The 18037-nt window shown below is 35.5% G+C and carries 16 protein-coding genes, 1 tRNA gene and 1 pseudogene; 12 read left to right on the top strand and 6 right to left on the bottom strand.

The annotated features are described in order from the left end of the window. Positions 1 to 46 precede the first annotated feature (46 nt). On the bottom strand, positions 47 to 2359 hold the full coding sequence (locus AC27IF_RS05640; protein WP_487052804.1) for a sensor histidine kinase: 2313 nt from the start codon (positions 2357 to 2359) through the stop codon (positions 47 to 49). A gap of 250 nt (positions 2360 to 2609) precedes the next feature. On the opposite strand from AC27IF_RS05640, the gene tkt reads away from it, so the two are divergent. Together tkt and epd are read left to right on the top strand one after the other, a co-directional pair. Further along, positions 2610 to 4598, top strand: a complete 1989-nt coding sequence (gene tkt / locus AC27IF_RS05645; RefSeq protein ID WP_487052805.1) for a transketolase — start codon at positions 2610 to 2612, stop codon at positions 4596 to 4598. A gap of 83 nt (positions 4599 to 4681) precedes the next feature. Further along, the gene (gene epd, locus AC27IF_RS05650; RefSeq protein ID WP_487052806.1) at positions 4682 to 5704 is read left to right on the top strand and encodes an erythrose-4-phosphate dehydrogenase; all 1023 of its coding nucleotides are present in this window, start codon (positions 4682 to 4684) and stop codon (positions 5702 to 5704) included. A gap of 92 nt (positions 5705 to 5796) precedes the next feature. Here the strand turns inward: epd and AC27IF_RS05655 are convergent, their stop codons facing one another. Further along, positions 5797 to 6639, bottom strand: a complete 843-nt coding sequence (locus tag AC27IF_RS05655; RefSeq protein WP_487052807.1) for an HDOD domain-containing protein — start codon at positions 6637 to 6639, stop codon at positions 5797 to 5799. Positions 6640 to 6916: 277 nt separating this feature from the next. Here AC27IF_RS05655 and trhP point away from each other — a divergent pair, with 277 nt between their 5' ends. Next, positions 6917 to 8320, top strand: a complete 1404-nt coding sequence (gene trhP, locus AC27IF_RS05660; protein ID WP_487052808.1) for a prephenate-dependent tRNA uridine(34) hydroxylase TrhP — start codon at positions 6917 to 6919, stop codon at positions 8318 to 8320. A gap of 11 nt (positions 8321 to 8331) precedes the next feature. Beyond that, positions 8332 to 8583: a YfhL family 4Fe-4S dicluster ferredoxin gene (locus AC27IF_RS05665; protein ID WP_487052809.1), complete on the top strand. Its 252-nt coding sequence runs from the start codon at positions 8332 to 8334 to the stop codon at positions 8581 to 8583. A gap of 125 nt (positions 8584 to 8708) precedes the next feature. On the opposite strand, the gene AC27IF_RS05670 is transcribed toward AC27IF_RS05665, so the two are convergent. The 3 genes from AC27IF_RS05670 to AC27IF_RS05680 all read right to left on the bottom strand — a co-directional run bounded on the left by AC27IF_RS05670 (position 8709) and on the right by AC27IF_RS05680 (position 12157). Then, on the bottom strand, positions 8709 to 11429 hold the full coding sequence (locus AC27IF_RS05670) for a CHASE domain-containing protein (RefSeq protein WP_487052810.1): 2721 nt from the start codon (positions 11427 to 11429) through the stop codon (positions 8709 to 8711). Between the two features lie 318 nt (positions 11430 to 11747). After that, positions 11748 to 11835: transfer RNA gene (locus tag AC27IF_RS05675), tRNA-Leu, on the bottom strand. A gap of 118 nt (positions 11836 to 11953) precedes the next feature. After that, a complete protein-coding gene (locus tag AC27IF_RS05680; protein WP_487053322.1) occupies positions 11954 to 12157 on the bottom strand; it encodes a helix-turn-helix domain-containing protein in 204 nt (67 codons plus the stop codon). Positions 12158 to 12320: 163 nt separating this feature from the next. Between AC27IF_RS05680 and AC27IF_RS05685 the strand changes: the two genes are divergently transcribed. The 7 genes and pseudogenes from AC27IF_RS05685 to AC27IF_RS05715 all read left to right on the top strand — a co-directional run bounded on the left by AC27IF_RS05685 (position 12321) and on the right by AC27IF_RS05715 (position 16659). Beyond that, positions 12321 to 12560 (top strand): zinc ribbon domain-containing protein, encoded by a 240-nt coding sequence (locus tag AC27IF_RS05685; RefSeq protein ID WP_487052812.1) that lies wholly within the window; start codon positions 12321 to 12323, stop codon positions 12558 to 12560. A 136-nt stretch (positions 12561 to 12696) separates the two neighbouring features. Continuing rightward, positions 12697 to 13455 (top strand): annotated as a pseudogene (locus tag AC27IF_RS05690) (endonuclease). Between the two features lie 333 nt (positions 13456 to 13788). Continuing rightward, positions 13789 to 14346: a hypothetical protein gene (locus AC27IF_RS05695; protein WP_487052814.1), complete on the top strand. Its 558-nt coding sequence runs from the start codon at positions 13789 to 13791 to the stop codon at positions 14344 to 14346. Positions 14347 to 14466: 120 nt separating this feature from the next. Beyond that, positions 14467 to 15045, top strand: a complete 579-nt coding sequence (locus tag AC27IF_RS05700; RefSeq protein ID WP_487052816.1) for a protein kinase family protein — start codon at positions 14467 to 14469, stop codon at positions 15043 to 15045. A 107-nt stretch (positions 15046 to 15152) separates the two neighbouring features. Continuing rightward, positions 15153 to 15773 carry a hypothetical protein gene (locus AC27IF_RS05705; RefSeq protein ID WP_487052817.1) on the top strand — a complete coding sequence of 207 codons (621 nt, stop codon included), beginning with the start codon at positions 15153 to 15155 and terminating at the stop codon, positions 15771 to 15773. A gap of 177 nt (positions 15774 to 15950) precedes the next feature. Continuing rightward, complete coding sequence (locus tag AC27IF_RS05710; RefSeq protein ID WP_487052819.1) at positions 15951 to 16337, top strand: hypothetical protein; 387 nt, start codon at positions 15951 to 15953, stop codon at positions 16335 to 16337. Positions 16338 to 16485: 148 nt separating this feature from the next. Then, on the top strand, positions 16486 to 16659 hold the full coding sequence (locus tag AC27IF_RS05715; RefSeq protein WP_487052821.1) for a hypothetical protein: 174 nt from the start codon (positions 16486 to 16488) through the stop codon (positions 16657 to 16659). Here AC27IF_RS05715 and AC27IF_RS05720 read toward each other — a convergent pair. After that, a complete protein-coding gene (locus AC27IF_RS05720) occupies positions 16649 to 17467 on the bottom strand; it encodes a hypothetical protein (protein WP_487052823.1) in 819 nt (272 codons plus the stop codon). The genes AC27IF_RS05715 and AC27IF_RS05720 overlap by 11 nt on opposite strands. A 195-nt stretch (positions 17468 to 17662) precedes the next feature. On the opposite strand from AC27IF_RS05720, the gene AC27IF_RS05725 reads away from it, so the two are divergent. Further along, entirely contained in the window at positions 17663 to 17992 is a 330-nt protein-coding gene (locus AC27IF_RS05725; protein ID WP_487052824.1) for a hypothetical protein, read from the top strand. Positions 17993 to 18037: the final 45 nt, after the last annotated feature.

Consider the following 18037-nt stretch of genomic DNA (forward strand, 5'->3'; position numbering starts at 1 on the left):
AATTTTATAATACAAGTAAAATATTCAACTATATAAAACAATTACCTTAACTATCATGCTTTTCATCAAATAAGCGTGCTTGATAATTTTGTTGCTGCTCATGGGTAGTTTGGGTAATTTTTATAACCGCGGTTAAAATCTTTTCACCAGTATTGGTTATGCCAAGACTGACATCCCCTTTCATTAACTGACAAATCTCTTTTACCATCGCCATTTGTGTACTGTATTGAGCGACATCTGCTGAAATATATTCTTCAAACGGTGATTTACCCTCTGATTTTACGCCATCATGTTCTGTAAAAATAAACAATAAAGTTGAGGCTTTTAACTGATGGTGGTGAACCTTTACGGTTAGGCGAAGGTCGTCCATCGCATAAAGCCCGTGGACACTTTCACATAAGGCAATTAAAAACTGCTGAATGCGTAGTTCATCACTGCTAATGAAATGAGGAACAGCGGGATCAATTAACAGCGTAAGGTTTCTATTGGTCATCTTGTTTTGAACTTTAAGGACTTCATCCACACGAGCTAAAAACCCATGAAAATCAAATGGCTCTGATTTAACAAATAATTCTCTTGATTCAATCTTTGATAAGTCAACAACCATATCCAGTAATTGACTCATGCTTTTCTGTGCTAAGTCGATATTATTAATGATAGTAGCTTGTTCTTGTTGCTGTACCTTTTTTAATTGCTCGATAAATGATTTGATCGCCTGCAAAGGAGTTTGTAGCTCTTTATTTAGCGTGTTTAAAAACTCTGTTTTCGCAATACTTTCATGATCAGATTGGTCTTTAGCTAATATTAACTCTTGAGTTTTTCGCCTTACTTGCACACTTAACTCGCTTGAATAGACAGCCATCATTAAGATAAGTAATTGAAATACCACTCCACCCAAAGTAACCCCAAGCAACATTCCCCATGCTTGCCAGTTTTTTTTCTGCATTTGCCAAGATTGTTGTTCAACGAAGCTAATACGCCATTGTCGTGAATAAATACTCAATTCAAGTTGCTCAACATGTCGATTAGGATGCGAAATTTGTTGGCCAAAAAGTATATACGGCTCAACAGAGCTAATATCTTCAATAAATAAATCGGTACCACTTGTGGTTAACTTGTCTACTTGACGAAAAAACTCTTCAAATTGAACAACAGCGATAACAAACCCTAGCAAGCTTTCATGATTAGGCTCATTAAAAGGGTTTATTATCTGCTTATTGGTATCGTGAACTGAAGAAACAAATAAAATACCTGGATTACTATGATCGTCTTGAATCAAGTTTATAGGCGCACTCGCAATAACTTCACTACTAGCCATCACATTGTCCATAGATACTACATCGGCTGAATTAGTTAAAACGTCGAAACCTAAAATAATACGATTACCTAATAATGGATAAACAAAGCGAACAGGTGCGTAAACATCTCTTTTAGCTGCACTTTTCATTAGAGAAGTATTGCTTCGTTCCATAATTGTACTTTCTTGCTTTTCATAACTCGCACGATATTTATCTGCCACGATGGGAGCCCATTCAAGCGCTCTAATAGCCGAGTTTTCACGATATATTTGTTCTGCAAAAAGTGAAAATTCAGCAGCCGTTACCTTTCCACTGGCTTTTACAAAAGCAGATAAACTATTTAATTCATTTACCGCTAATGACACTTCTTGCTTTATGGCTTCCTCCACCCCACTCTTCACTCGCTCGAACATATCTTCACGATTATGTAATTGTGCATTCTGAGAGATTTTAAACAACAAACTGATGGACACAAAAGCTAAAGAGGAGGCTAAAATAATAAAATATCGTTTTGAAGATTTTAACTGCTGCCTTTTTTGTGTAAGCAATAATAATGGTGTAAAAAATATTGAAAATAATACGCTAGCCGACCAACTACTTAGGAAGGTATATAATAAATTACCCGCTAATGTCTCGTTATCTAACATGGTAATTACTAATATAGTGCTCGAAGACACTATCGCAGTTAAGGGACCGATTTTAAAAAGAAAGACTAATAAGACTTGTCGTGATTTAAGCCATTTTTGTTGATGAATTTCTTTTAAAGTTAATTGTTTAGCCCAATAACTTTGCATCATGATGGCTAAAACCGTAATGATTACCATCGCTAAGTTGATGTTAACTTGAAAGTGCCAAAATAAGATCCCTGAAAATGCAATTACAATAGGGATAGTGACTAATAAAACATTAGAGCCTAGAAAAATAATTAATGCCGTGGTTATACCGGCAATTGGACCAATAAAACTAATGAATGATAATGGTTCGATAAATAAGACAATACTGAGACAAACGACTAGATAGATAATTATGGCAAGATAAAAGCGTTGAAGATTATTTAGCATTATTTTTATATCGCGAATCAATGAATTAAGTATGAAAGTAATTAAAGATACTAGCACTATTGTCAAGCACAGCTCAAACCATACTCCCGCCTTCTTTTCAGATATGTTCTATAACATGAAAACTTTTATAAAAAAATATAACAAAATATGCAATTTAATTTGCGATCACCCTTAGGGTAAGAGAAAATACGCGCAATTATTATTATGGGTGTAAAAAACCTCTTCAAAAATCAGTAGAACTGGAGCCAATATGTCGTCGCGTCAAGAACTAGCCAATGCCATTCGCGTTTTAAGTATGGATGCCGTACAAAAAGCAAAATCAGGACACCCAGGTGCCCCAATGGGAATGGCCGATATCGCCGAAGTGTTATGGCGTGATTTTCTAAAGCACAACCCAAGTGATCCTAACTGGGCTGATCGCGATAGATTCGTGCTTTCTAATGGCCATGGTTCAATGTTAATTTATTCTTTATTGCATTTATCTGGTTATGATTTATCTATTGATGACTTAAGAAACTTCCGTCAATTACACTCTAAAACTCCTGGTCACCCTGAATATGGTTACACTCCTGGTGTTGAAACCACAACTGGCCCTCTTGGCGCTGGTATTTCAAATGCTGTCGGTATGGCGATTGCAGAAAAAACCTTAGCGGCACAATTTAACCGTGAAGATCACGATATTGTTGATCACTTCACCTATTGTTTCTTAGGTGACGGTTGTTTAATGGAAGGTATCTCTCATGAAGCTTGTTCATTGGCTGGTACTTTAGGTTTAGGTAAATTAATTACTTTTTGGGATGACAACGGCATCTCAATCGACGGTCACGTTGAAGGTTGGTTTACTGATAACACCCCTGCACGTTTTGAATCGTACGGCTGGCATGTTATTAGTGTTGATGGTCATGACTCACAAGCAATTTCTGCCGCTATTGCAGAAGCAAAATCAGTGACTGATAAGCCAAGCATGATTTGTTGTAAAACCATTATCGGTTTTGGCTCTCCGAATAAATCAGGCACGCACAATTGTCATGGCGCACCATTAGGTGATGAAGAAGTTCAAGCAACTCGCGACTTTTTAAACTGGCAACATGCCCCATTTGAAGTACCTGAAAATGTTTACGCCCAATGGGATCAAAACGAAAAAGGTCAAGCAAAGCAAGTAAGCTGGAATGAAAAATTCAGTGCTTATCAAGCAGCTCATCCAGAATTAGCTGGCGAATTTGAACGCCGTGTTATTAAAGGTGAACTACCACAAGATTTTGAAGAGAAAGCCAATGCTTTCATTCAAGAATGCCACGAAAGTAGTGAAAACATTGCGTCACGTAAAGCATCACAAAATGCGATAGAAGCTTTCGGTAAAGTATTACCTGAAATGCTTGGTGGCTCTGCCGATTTAGCTGGCTCTAATTTAACCTTATGGTCTGGTTCAAAAGGTATTGAAACAGATGCTGCCGGTAACTACATTTTTTACGGTGTACGTGAATTTGGTATGAGCGGCATCATGAACGGTATTTCATTACATGGCGGCTTCATCAATTACGGTGCTACTTTCATGATGTTCATGGAGTACGCGCGTAATGCTGTACGTATGTCTGCACTTATGGGCATTCAAAACATTTTTGTTTACACCCATGACTCAATTGGCCAAGGTGAAGATGGTCCGACGCATCAACCTATTGAGCAATTAACTAACTTGCGTACCACTCCAAACTTAACGACATGGCGCCCTTGTGATGCTACTGAGTCTGCTGTTGCATGGAAAGCCGCGGTACAAAACCAAAAAGCGCCTTCAGCTTTGGTTTTCTCTCGTCAAGGTTTACCCGCTATGACACGTAGCCAAGCTCAAGTTACTGATATCGCTAAAGGCGGTTACATTTTACAAGATTGTGACGGAACGCCTGAAGTTATCTTAATGGCAACAGGCTCTGAAGTTGGCTTAGCGGTTGACTCAGCAAAAGCATTAGCAGAGCAAGGTAAAAAAGTTCGCGTAGTGTCTATGCCATCTACTAACATCTTTGACGCACAGTCAAGTGAGTACAAAGAGTCAGTTTTACCAGCAAATGTTACTAAACGTGTTGCCATTGAAGCAGCACATGTAGATTTCTGGGCTAAATATGTTGGCCTTAGTGGTGCTGTTGTCGGTATGACAACATTTGGTGAGTCTGCACCAGGTAATGTATTACTTGAACACTTCGGTTTCACTGTTGATAATGTCATTAATACAGTAAACGCATTATAAAAAAGTGAAAACTATAAAGCCACAAGCTACAAAATCACTTGTAGCTTGTGGCTTTTTCTTTAGCGAAAAAATGAAAGAAACTTATGATAAATATTGCTATTAACGGCTTTGGTCGTATCGGTCGTAGCATTGTTAGAGCTATTTATGAAAGTGGCAAAACTGAGCTATTTAATATTGTCGCTATTAACGATCTGGCGCCTGCGGATGGAATTGCACACCTATTAAAATACGATAGTACGCATGGCCGCTTCGCTTTTCCTGTTGAATTACACGATGGAAATTTGGTAATCAGCCAAAGTAAAATTGCTTTGTCTCACGTTGAAAACTTATCTGACTTACCATGGAAAGAACACCAAGTAGACATTGTATTAGATTGTACCGGTAAGTTTGGCAGTAAAGCCGATGGCCTTGCCCATATAAAACAAGGGGCGAAAAAAGTACTTTTTTCTCACCCTGCTAGCCACGACGTAGACGCAACTATTATTTATGGTGTTAATCACCAACTACTAAATAATGACCACCGCATTGTCTCTAATGGCTCTTGCACAACTAACTGTATTGTTCCCGTTATTAAAGTACTTGATGATGCCTTTGGAATTGAAAGTGGCACAATTACCACCATACATTCATCCATGCATGATCAACAAGTCATTGATGCTTATCATCCTGATTTACGTCGTTCACGTGCTGCTAGTCAGTCTATTATTCCTGTAGATACCAAACTCGCCTTAGGTATTGAAAGAATTTTACCTAAATTCAAAAGTCGTTTTGAAGCGATAGCGGTGCGTATACCTACCATCAATGTTACCGCAATGGATTTAAGTATTACGGTTAATGAAGATGTCACTATTGAAGACATTAACCAAGTCATAATAGAAAATCAGCGTAAGTCGCTCACAGAACATGGTTTACAAGGTATTTTGTCGTACACCGAAGAGCCTTTGGTGTCAGCTGACTTCAATCATGACTCTCATTCTTGTATTGTGGATGGTAATCAAACACGCGTTAGTCATATGCGTTTGGTAAAGATGTTAATATGGTGTGATAACGAGTGGGGATTTGCTAACCGGATGTTAGATACCACTGAAAAAATGTTCAACATTTAGTGCGAGCTTTCTTAAAACAAAAAAACAGCTTTTCAGCTGTTTTTTTATTACGGCCTAAATATCTCTTAAATCGGGTTCAAGTTAATTAAGTATTAGCTAAACATAGACTTAACATCTGAACATAAGGCTTTAAAGTCATCACCTTTCATAAAGTCTACGTCAGGCAAAATACCTTTTTTTACATAACTGTTTAATAATACTTCTTGGGTTGAGCCATTCTTGAAAATATTATGATAAATAGCCCCTGCCCGGATAAAATCTAAATAGTGAACTTCTTTAGGTAAAATGGTTAAGTCACTCCAACTTTCAACCAAGAGAGTAAGCTCATCTGTAAACTCCCAAGCTCGAGTAATTGTGCCGCCAATTTTTCCAGATAATTTAATAATAGCTTGTTGTAAAAAAGTAGGATTTGCGAAGATGTCTGGATGTTGCTCAGCTTCCGTTAAGATAGGCAAAACACCAATATTATGAACTAACGCCGCTAAGGTAATAGTGTCTAATGTTAACGGTGTGTGCTTATTTTCTTTTAAATATATGCTCATTAAACTAATGGCTACTGAAGCAATATCAACCGTTTTTCGCCATGACTTTTTCATATACATAGTCACAACATCATTTTCTGAAACAAATACCTGCTCAAGCGCCATAGCAGTAGCAATACTTTTAATTTGTCTTAAGCCAATGCGAGTGGTAGCTTGAGAAACAGTTTCAACTTTGATACTTCGCCCTAATAAAGCACTATTAGCTACTTTAATCATACCAAGAGCTAACGCAGGATCTTGTGAAATAATATCACTCATTTGCCCTAAATTAATATCGGTATCATCTGCTGCTTGTCGAACTTTTAACGCCACTTCAGGCAAGGTAGGCAACACTAACGCATCTTGTTTAATTTTTTCCATTAAAATTGTATATAAAGCATTTTCAGTCGCCATAGAATTCCCCTATTTATTATTGTACAAAACTAACTCTACAACTTAAAAGTAGCACAATTTCTCTTATCTCCAAGAGTTTTTTTTACTGTTTTTCAATATTGTATAAAAATACGGTCATATTGCTTGATTCTGTTTATCGGCAATAATTTATTCGCAATAACATTGATTTCCATCAAGCTTTTAATGTTTTTGAATACTCTATCACTACGGCTTTTAATATAAAATATGCGCCTAAATTTTTTGGCTCGATTGTCGAGCGTATTTAAAAGATCATATTATGTTTAAGCCTGAATTACTTTCACCTGCTGGTAGCCTTAAAAATATGCGATATGCCTTTGCTTATGGTGCTGATGCTGTTTATGCAGGACAACCCCGCTACTCCCTTAGGGTTAGAAATAATGAGTTTTCTTTAGATAATATTAAAACGGGCATTAATGAAGCGCATTCTTTAGGCAAAAAGTTTTACCTAGTCAACAATATCGCACCACATAATAGTAAATTAAAAACCTTCATCAAAGATATTGCACCGTTAATTGCAATGAAACCAGATGCGTTGATCATGTCAGATCCCGGTTTGATCATGTTAGTTCGTCAGAGTTTTCCCGACATGGCAATACATTTATCAGTTCAAGCTAACGCTGTGAATTGGGCAACAGTTAAGTTTTGGTATGCTCAAGGGGTTGAACGAGTCATTTTATCCCGAGAGTTATCCTTAGATGAAATTGAAGATATTCGCTTTCATTGCCCAGAAATGGAATTAGAAGTTTTCGTGCATGGGGCATTATGTATGGCATATTCTGGCCGATGTTTATTATCAGGATATATAAATAAACGAGACCCGAACCAAGGCACTTGTACCAATTCATGCCGCTGGAAATATGACAGCCATAACGCTAAAGAAACAGAGACTGGCGACATTGTTGCCATAGCGCCTGCAAAGATTTATACACCAAACAAAGAAATTGTAACAGCTGATACCCAATTTACAGAAAATAAGCCGATTAATGATGTCGTTTTACTGCAAGAGCAAGGTAGACCGGGTGAATACATGCCTGCTTTTGAAGATGAACATGGCACCTATATAATGAATTCAAAAGATTTACGCGCCGTTGAACATGTTGAACGGCTAGTAAAAATTGGTGTGCATTCTTTAAAAATTGAAGGTAGAACTAAATCTTTCTATTATTGTGCACGTACCGCACAAATTTACCAACAAGCAATTAGTGACGCGTTAGCGAATAAGCCCTTTAATAACAAACTAAACTCTGATTTGGAGCATTTAGCCCACCGAGGCTATACCGCAGGCTTCTTAAAACGTCATCGCCCTTCAGATATGCAAAACTATGATTACGGATATTCAAAAAGTGACAGCCAGCAATTCGTTGGTGAAGTCACTGGAAGATGTGAAAAAACCAACCTCATTGAAATCGATGTAAAAAATAAATTTCTTGTTGGTGATGAACTTGAGTTGATGACCCCTCAAGGTAACGTCAGTTTTACCTTAGAACATATGGTCAACTCTAAAAATGGAGAAATTATTACCGACGCTAAAGGCTCAGGTCATAAAGTCGCTATTGAATTATCAACCGAGTTAGATTTGTCATTTGCTATCATAATGCGTTATTTAACTGACGGAGGAACAACTCGTCAGCCATTTACACAAAACCAAGCGGATTCATAGGTAACAAGGTAATGGCATTATTTATTGAAAGCTCCTGTATCAACTGTGACATGTGTGAGCCTGAATGCCCAAATGAGGCGATATCGTTAGGAGAACATATATACGAAATTGATACAGCAAGATGTACTGAATGCGTTGGCCATTATGATAAACCTACTTGTGTTGATGTTTGCCCGATAGACTGCGTCAAACCAGATCCAAACCATAATGAGAGTAAAGATACCCTGCTAGAAAAATTTTTATCATTAGATGAGGTCATTTAACCCCGTAGATAATACAAATAAGTAAAGCGAGTTTATTTTTAAAGCGTACGTTATCTTAGTCCATTTAATATCATCATAAAAATTATCACGCTTTATCAGCGTAATATTTAATCAAATGTTATTTCCTAACTATTTTTTGTTAATACACTTAGTAAACTTTGCGTTAGCTCTTCGAAGTCGATAGGTTTTGCTAAGTGTTTATCAAAACCAGTTTCCTTGGCCTTTTCTTTACTTTGTTCATCAACATCTGCAGTTAATGCAAAAATAGCAATATGATTATATTCAGGAAAAGAACGAATGGTTTTAGTGGCTTGATAACCGTCTAGCACAGGCATTTGGCAATCCATTAGCACAACGTCAACCTGCTCTTTTTTTATGTAATCAATGGCAAGTTGGCCATTTTCAACTAATACAGCATCTATACCTAACTTCTTTAAAATAGTCTTTATTAATACCTGATTAATCTTATTATCTTCGGCAACTAACACTTTTAATGTCGATAAATTTTCTTCGAGGGTAACTTGGGGTGAAGCGGCTTTAGTTTCATTGACAGAAATAGCTAATTGGCAGGTGAAGGTAAACGTTGCTCCCTCCCCTTTAACGCTCGACACTTGGATATCGCCCATCATTAATTGGCTAAGTTTTTTAGCGATAGTTAAGCCTAACCCTGTGCCGCCGAAATCGCGCGATGTAGACGTATCAGCCTGAGTAAAAGGTTTAAATAACTGAGAAATGTTTTTTTCGGCAATTCCAATACCGGTATCTTGTACTTGTATTTGAATATGCGCTTTATTGTCTACTTGCCCCAATAACTCAGCCGTTAAGGTAACACCACCTTGCTGAGTGAACTTCATCGCATTGCCACATAAGTTTATTAACACTTGCTCAATACGAATTTGATCCCCTTTAAAAAATATTTGCTCAGGTATATTATCAACTAACTGCCATTGTAGTTTTTTTTCTAAAGCTTGTGCTTCAAAGATACTATGGACTCTCTTTAACACTCGATGTAAATCGACAAAATCATGATTAAGTAATAATTTTTTGGACTCAATTTTAGAGATATCTAATATGTCATTAACTATATGCAGTAATAAATCTGAAGAAATGGCTATGTTATCAACAAAAGATTTAATTTCGTTAATATCATCGGAATCTTTCGCCAACACAGCGAAGCCAAGCACTGAGTTCATTGGTGTACGGATTTCATGACTCATATTGGCTAAAAACTGACTCTTTGCCTGATTGGCATAATTTGCCTCTTCAACAGCAACGTTTAGCGACTCAGTACGCTGGTTAACTAAGCTATCTAAGGCCAACTGGCGATTATTCATTAATAATAATGAAGTAATAATTGTGATCACTATCACCACAAGAAATATATATAGCACTAAAAACTCTTCACTCAACTGATGAGTAATATATTTTTTGTTGGCTAATAAATTATACTGCCACTTTTGCCCCGCAACAGTAAAAGTACCAGAGAAGTGCGCTGAACTAGTTGGCAATGTTAATACTAGGTTTTCTTTTTTTTCTGCATTACTAATAAACCATTGCTGCTTGCCTACTTCAAAAAATTCATAAAAGAATAGTTTTTGTTGTTCTGGAGTAAATGCATTGATTAGCAAGTTTTCAGCTAAAAATACCGCCGTAGCAAAACCTATCAACTGCTTGCTTCTTCTTCCCTCTTCAGTAAGAGGCTTGTTAAAGACGGGATAAAATAATAAAAATGCCGGCTCTTTTTGATCTGATTGTACTAACTGAATAATCGGTGTCGCTTTAGGCTGGTAACTTTCTATAGCATTATTCAGTGTGTTCTTTCGTGATGGATTTGAAAACACATTAAAACCAATCGCTTTTTCATTACCTTTCACTGGACTAATTAACCTGACATAAACGATGGGATCACTACTAAGTATTGAATTTCCTTTAATAGAAACATTACTGGAATGTATCTGGATTAGCTCTTGTTCATGACGTATTTTATCTTGCTGAGAAATAATAGGGTTCCATGACATCGCTTTAATCGCTGTTGAATGACTATCAATGCTGCTGACATATGAGCGAAACAATGCCTGATTGATAGACGGTGTATTTTGAATAAAGATAGCTAAATCTCTTAACTGATTAATCGCGCTATTTATTTGCCGATGAATACCATTTTCTATAATTCTTGCTTCTTTTTTAACGAACCTCTCTGAATTAACATTTAGCTTAGTAACAAAAAACTGAGTGATTAACGCTGCAATAGTGAATAGTACAACCACTGAACTTATTATTGTGATTCTTGCTTTGCGTTGGTTTATTTTTAATCGTCTAAAGTTAAGAATGCTAAAAAAAAGTGGAGCAATAAATAATACCCCTAAAGAATCACTAAACCACCAATAAACCATGTTCAATTGGAAGTTTTCAAAATCATATCCGGAATTAAAAATACTTAAAGCATAAACGCCAATATTGGCAGCAATAAGGTTTATAAAGATCCCGACAATGAATACAAAGTGAATTGTTTTTGAATTTTGCCATTGCTCAAAAGGGTTACCCAACCAATAACGTAATAAGGCAGCTCCAACAATCGCTTGTAACATGCTTCCAAAAGCAATAAACCCATTTTGAATACCTGCAGTAGAGAAAACTAAACTAAATTCAAAGTCGGGAATAATAGAAAAATTAACAATAAAAGAAGCAAGGAACACTGCAGGGAAAAAACGCCACCACCAAAGGTAACAGCCAATTAATGCAATACCTGCAGGTAACCAAATAGGAATAACTTGGCTTTGAAAGGAAATAGCTGAAAGTAATTGGCCTGAAAAAATATAACCTAGGAATAATATTACATACCACAACCTATTGTTTTTTATTGTAGAAGTGATTTTACGTCAACCTGTAATTTGTCTATTTATTCATAATAGTAACTATAGTTGAGCTAACTTCCTACATCAAATTAATTAGCTATGCTATTTATTGAAATCTACATTACTTGTTAAAGCTATCTTACTGGAATAGTTAATAAATAAGCGATTGATTAAGTTAAAAACTATAAAGACACCTAGATACTAATGTCTGATATGAGAGAGTATAAACTTTCGTGAATATTGCAATATTGCAATACTGCAGTTTAAAATAAGACACAAAAAAACCAGCTATTTAGCTGGTTTAATGTTTGGTACCGGAAGACGGACTTGAACCGTCACGCCCGAAGGCAACGGATTTTGAATCCAAAAATAGCGGTTTACATAGGTATACTACGGTTGACTCTAGTTTAAATCAACCGTTTTATTGCTGTGTAGAGATACTCAGTTTTAGGGTAAATTGCACATATTTACCCATATGCACATATTTGCACACGAAAGGTACTGTTATATGAAAACTAAAAAAGCTCAGTTATATCAATTTTCAAAGCTTTAGCTATTTGATATATCTTGGTTAAAGTAACATTCTTTTCACCACGCTCAATACGTCCCATGTAGCTCCTATCAGTATCTGATAACTCAGCTAGTTTTTCTTGAGATATACTTTGTTGTTTTCTTATCTCGCGAACTTTAGAACCAAAGGCAAGCAATTTATCGTCAATCAATATCATTCTACCTCAAATAAAAGATAGAAATATCATCAATTACGGCTTATTATACCACGGCCTATAACACCCATTAACTATAGGTTTTGTATTTATTCTATAGTAGAGATGATATATGCTTGTTAAATACACAATTAAAAATTAATAAAGGAAGAAAAGTATGTTTTGGATATTATGGATACTATTTACAGTTTTAATTTGTATTTGGGCAGATAAATGGAACGTGTCGTGGGTTTTATGGGGAATTATCTCATTAATTATCAGCCCACTAATTGCAGGAATTATTTTATTAATCTTAGGAACAAACCATCCTGAATGTCCTTCTTGTAAAGAAATAGTTAAGTCAGGCTCGCGCATTTGTAAACATTGTGGTCAGAAATTTAAAGAAGAGATTGCATAAACAATTGATAGAAGTTACTTTCTAAATGATATTTACGAATAATTACCTTGTTGATAGGGATTTGAGTTGATTTTATACTTCTTGAATTTATTTGCCGTAGGCTAGCATAAGTAAAAAACATATGTTCCAATACCCTATGAGAATCATATTATTACTGTTGTCGCTCATTTCTATTGCTACATATGCAGCCCAAATACCTTCATCATTTAGTAAAGCTAAAAAGTTGGCTTTAAGTCAAATATATAAAGTTCATCAAATATCATTCTATTGCGGCTGTACTTTTAATAATAAAAAAGAAGTAGATCAAACTAGCTGTGGTTATGAACCTAGAACACCAATTACAAGCTCAGGTAAGCAAAATATTCGAGATAATAGGATTGAATGGGAACATGTATTTCCTGCAAGCAAAATGGGCAGTAATATAGTCTGTTGGGGCAGTGAAAGAAGTCAATTTCCACAATGTGTTAAATCAAGCGGTAAACTTAAATCAGGCCGCGAGTGCTGTCAAAAGATAAATAAAGACTTTCGTAACGCTCATAATGATCTAGTTAATTTAACTCCTGCTATTGGTGAAGTGAATGCGGATAGAAGTAACCTGCCTTATAAAGTTATACAAGATGAAAGTCGTTCCTATGGCCAGTGTAATTTTGAATATGACACTAAGAACAAAGTAGTTGAACCATCCGAGCCAATTAGAAGTGATATAGCTCGTATACAACTTTACATGCTAGATAAATATGGTGCAAAGCTAGGCTTTTAGTTTAGCTCTAAGAAGAAACTAATGCTTGAGCAATGGAGTGAGCAAGACCCTACAGGTGAATGGGAGGTTAAAAGGAATAAAGGTATCTGTAAAACTCAAGGCTCCGGTAATGAGTTGGTTAGTGAGTGTGATTAAGGTCAAGTAAATTGCATTACGGAAGTAAGCTTTAAAATATTTGCTGTATATTTTCTAATGAATTGGCTGTGTCATATTACTGAGAAGTCTCAGTAATAAACCAAAATCACTATTTATGCCCCTAATTAATTGATATTGTTTGGAATAATTTTTCATTATATATTGGATATTACTGATACTTCTCAGTAATATCTAAGCCTTAACAAAATATTTTATTTTTAGTTTCTAAGATACTGAAAATATGGGATATTAATAATGATTTAATTATAGTTATGAGAGAGTCATTACTGAGAAGTCTTCATAATAAGCTGTTAGTGTGCAAGGATAGTCTGGATGAAATTTTACAAATATGTTTTACTTTCTACACTTTTTGTTGGAAATAATGTTAATTCAGAACCAACCAAATCGTTAAACTGGTTAATGAATGAACCAGCAAGCCTATTCGATATAGGAATGATAAGAATGCGATTGGATAACACTAATCGCTGGACCCCTAAGTTACTGGAAAAAGTAAAAGATAAAGGTTTAAAGCTAGGTAATATTGGTGTTGGCAGTGTTGTTTACACTTGGGATGAAAATACAATATCTATAACAGCCCCTTTAATAGGCGAACCTTCTGAAAAATTATGTGCTGAAACCTTAAAAGAGTATAAAAATATAATATCCCCTCTATCCAAAAAATCTAAACTTAAATATAGGTTTTTGGCAGGAAGTTTCGGACATGTTAACTACAAAAGTAAATCGCGACCAAAGAGCTTAGATGAAGAGGTCAGTAAATTATTTGTATTTACAATCGGTATAACTAATAAAAGCAATGATAATGAAAAAAGCATTTATTGTTCTTCAACAATAAATAATGACCACCCATCATATACAAAGTACGGTTTTTAAGCACACTAACAAGCAAATTAACAAGGACTAAAAACAGTTGGCTTTAGCTCCTTCGTCGCCATTATAGCCAACAATTTTTAGCCTGTTATTTGGGCGTTATGTAGCTAGAGGAGTCACCATTTGAGTCACATAAAATACTTAGGTAGTGGTAGCTTTTCCGATGTATATGATTTAGGAAATGGACAGGTATTCAAAGCTTATAAGCGAAAAAACATCAGCGATTCAAATACAGATCAAGCTGATAATGATGCTTATACTAAAGCCATGTTCAGAGCTGAATTAAAAGCATACGAATGTATCCATTCAGACATCAATATAAGTACGTATTTTGCCGATTTTTATGGTGTTGCAGATCCTTATGAAGTACTTTCTTTCATTGAGCTATGCGAATCAAAATATGTTAGTGGGTGCGGTTTAATTATAGAACGCCTAATAGGCGAAGAATCTAAGATGCCACATGTAGCTGATGATATATATGAACGTGTTGATGAGGTTTTAGATTGTGCTAACGATATTTTAAGTCCTCTCGGGCTTAATCCTTTGGATTCATCTTGCATAAATTTTGGAGATGGAAATTTTAAAATAATTGATTTTGGTTTGTGGTTAGATGATGACGTTTTCTACGTAGATAAATTGGCTACAAATCTAAAGTTTTCAAACCGTGATCGGGAAAACTTAGATCGAGAGTTCGCTACATAACAAGCTAATAAATAAGGACTAAAAACAGTTTTCTGTTTTCGCACCTCAACATTTTAGCAAACTATTTTTAGGGCGTTAGCCATACTAATTCGAGTAAGGAGTTCTCGTTGAATAAAAGTGCAATCAAGGATTTATCTTCCAATGCTCTAGAAATAGCATTGGATGGTAATTTAGATAATGGCATATTGAAAGACATACCAATCTTTGGTTCTGCAATTAAAGTTGCAGAATTGACAATGTCTATTCGTGATCACTTTTTCCTAAAAAAACTCAGTAGGTTTATTTATCAATTGGATGCTCTTAACGAAACAGATAAAGAGTCTATTCATCATTTTTCAAAATCACCAGATAGCGAAAAGATTTCAAGCAAATTAATTCAAGTCATAGATAATGTCACAGACATTGAAAAAGCAGACTTAATCGGAAAACTCTTTATCTATTTTTGCTCAGGCAAAATAGATAAGTCTAATTTCTTGAGAGCTGTTGATACAATCCACAACTATTTTATAGAAGACATTAAACGTTTTATTTTTGAGTCAAATGTTTGGTTTTGTACATTCGAAGATTTAGAACAGCGAAACATTGAAAGCTTAGTCGGTAGCCCATTAATCAAAGAGCAGCTTATTGATCGGCAAGATTTGATTCGCTCAGGGAGAAAGGATGAAGTTGGTATTACAAATTATGAAAATTCAAACTTCGGTGAAATCTTCAAACAAGCATTAACGTAATGGCTACAAGTCATTAAAGCAGGACAAAAAACCGTTAGCTTTTGCTCCTGCATCGCTTATTTTAACCAACAGATATTTGCCCATTATTTGGGCGTATCTCTCTAGGAGTAGCAAGTCATCATTGAGTTTCTAAAAAGTTATGTATTCTTAGCCCCTTATGCCACAGCAGTTGGTGTTATGGTTGCTATATATCAAGTTTGGAGAAATACAGAGCAATCAAAAACAACTTTTGAAGACTCTATTTCTAAGGAATATCGAGATATATCTAAAAGTATTCCATATAACGCGCTACTTGGTAAAACTTTAGTTGGTGACGAAATAAATCAAACTTTAAATGAAATTTATAATTACATGGACTTCTGTAATGAACAAATATTTCTCCGTAAATCAGGTAGAGTAAGAAAAGATACTTGGAATAATTGGCAAGAAGGTATGTGCACAAACTTTTCACTGCCTATATTCTCAAGCACTGCAAATGAAGTCTTCGAACAATTACCAGATACTTTTAGTGAATTAAAAAAGGTGATGGAACACAAGTATAAAACTGATCCTAGAAAGTGGTAGGAGATATATACAAGGCACTTAAGCAGAACTTTTAACAGTTGGTAACTTCTATGTATTTTATAACATCGGTCCATTTTTACAGCGTTGCATTTACATTTAACTACGTATAGTCTATACAGAATAAGTGAGCTATAAAGGGAATTTAAGCATGCAAGATGAAACTATTAAAAGGATCAGTGCCCTAACCCACCTTTTTATTGATGGAAGCATCAAAGAAGAAGAGCGTAAGGAGCTGGAAGAGCTACAACGTCAATGGTTATTAGAATCAGAGATATCCGAAAAGAATGATATTGCTGTACAGCGTAGCTTTGCTAAAACTTAATCCACTCCTCATTTTCTATTTCAACTGTTCTTGGTGTATATCTACTTCGCGAATTCGTATCTATTAACCTAATATCAAAAGCATCACCACTTTTAGACGGGACTCCTTCGTACGGCATAGAATTTAATTCAGGAACACTTCTCATTAAAGGCTTTTCGGCAAACATAGGTTTCTCTATAACTGGCGCAAAATAAGGAAATATTGTTTTGGATGATGGAGAGTGCTCCCAATAGAGAATAAAGTCTTGTTCACACACCAGGATACTTCCATCAATATTAAAGAAGTCTTCTTTTGAACACGCTAAAATAACTGACTTTATATGTTCTTGATAATCACTTACTGAAACATTATGAGAGCGGCGAGCGCAATAGAATTTTGTTTTACCATCACGCCAGTTAATCTCATCTTCACGTAATGAGTAAGGCTGACCTAAAGTTAAAATGCCTTCATATTTCTCAGGGAAGCTTGATTTACTTCTAGGGATTTTTCCGTCATCAATAAAGTTAAAGACGGCACCATGAAGGGCACCATATGCTCTACCTGGTGTGGTGTTCTTTGTGGCGGAATAATAACTCTCTTGAGACGGATACATTACTAAAGCAACTTCGTCAGGAAGTTGAAACCCTGTATCAGGGAATATAGCAGGAAAATATCCATTTAGTCCTACAGGCTCCATCATTTGAACCGTCGCAGGAATAAATAGCTCCCCAAGTTTATCGATGAATTTATCTCTTTTATTAAGATAGCTTTCAGAGCGGTAACCTTGCCATACCCTGAAACCTTCGGGGCCACATTTTGTAATCGTCATTATATTCTTAAATTGCTTAACCTTGGTTCCATATCATGTCGTTAATGATAACCGTTTGCAATGCGAATACTGAATACCTGTATGCAAAATTATCATTGGTTATTAATTTTCAAATAGAAGAACATTATATTTAAAAATATTGAATAGAATTTAAGGTGTGTTTGATATGTTTTATTTAAGAAGTAAGGGCGAGGTTTGAAAAGTAATTCAAAATGTTTTGTTAATAACACAAATGATAATATCAATGTAACTTTATATATTGCGGAGCTAGTTTCAGGGGAGTTTATAACGAATGAAACTCGCACAGTAAAAATACATGCTGGCCAGTCTAAAGACATTGAATACGGCAATGTTCAAAGCTCTTTTCTTGTTGGTATAAAAGTTCTATCAAATTTGAATGGATCTATTGTTAGCTCAATGCAGAGCACCAACGATGCAAAAAGTGAATTATGTATATCACTGAATAATAGTCACATCTTTGAAATTCAATCTGTTTCCACTCTGAATATTGAAATGCTCGCTTAAGTTAATGAAAATATAAAAACCATAAAAACTCGTTCCGGGAGGTTG

This window comes from Colwellia sp. KS18-150 (assembly GCF_057551365.1).

What these genes read in the sequence shown, in the direction of transcription:
- AC27IF_RS05640 (WP_487052804.1), bottom strand. Translation starts at nt 2,359, where the DNA reads ATGCTAAATAATCTTCAACGCTTTTATCTTGCCATAATTATCTATCTA.
- tkt (WP_487052805.1), top strand. Translation starts at nt 2,610, where the DNA reads ATGTCGTCGCGTCAAGAACTAGCCAATGCCATTCGCGTTTTAAGTATG.
- epd (WP_487052806.1), top strand. Translation starts at nt 4,682, where the DNA reads ATGATAAATATTGCTATTAACGGCTTTGGTCGTATCGGTCGTAGCATT.
- AC27IF_RS05655 (WP_487052807.1), bottom strand. Translation starts at nt 6,639, where the DNA reads ATGGCGACTGAAAATGCTTTATATACAATTTTAATGGAAAAAATTAAA.
- trhP (WP_487052808.1), top strand. Translation starts at nt 6,917, where the DNA reads ATGTTTAAGCCTGAATTACTTTCACCTGCTGGTAGCCTTAAAAATATG.
- AC27IF_RS05665 (WP_487052809.1), top strand. Translation starts at nt 8,332, where the DNA reads ATGGCATTATTTATTGAAAGCTCCTGTATCAACTGTGACATGTGTGAG.
- AC27IF_RS05685 (WP_487052812.1), top strand. Translation starts at nt 12,321, where the DNA reads ATGTTTTGGATATTATGGATACTATTTACAGTTTTAATTTGTATTTGG.
- AC27IF_RS05695 (WP_487052814.1), top strand. Translation starts at nt 13,789, where the DNA reads ATGAAATTTTACAAATATGTTTTACTTTCTACACTTTTTGTTGGAAAT.
- AC27IF_RS05710 (WP_487052819.1), top strand. Translation starts at nt 15,951, where the DNA reads ATGGTTGCTATATATCAAGTTTGGAGAAATACAGAGCAATCAAAAACA.
- AC27IF_RS05715 (WP_487052821.1), top strand. Translation starts at nt 16,486, where the DNA reads ATGCAAGATGAAACTATTAAAAGGATCAGTGCCCTAACCCACCTTTTT.
- AC27IF_RS05720 (WP_487052823.1), bottom strand. Translation starts at nt 17,467, where the DNA reads ATGACGATTACAAAATGTGGCCCCGAAGGTTTCAGGGTATGGCAAGGT.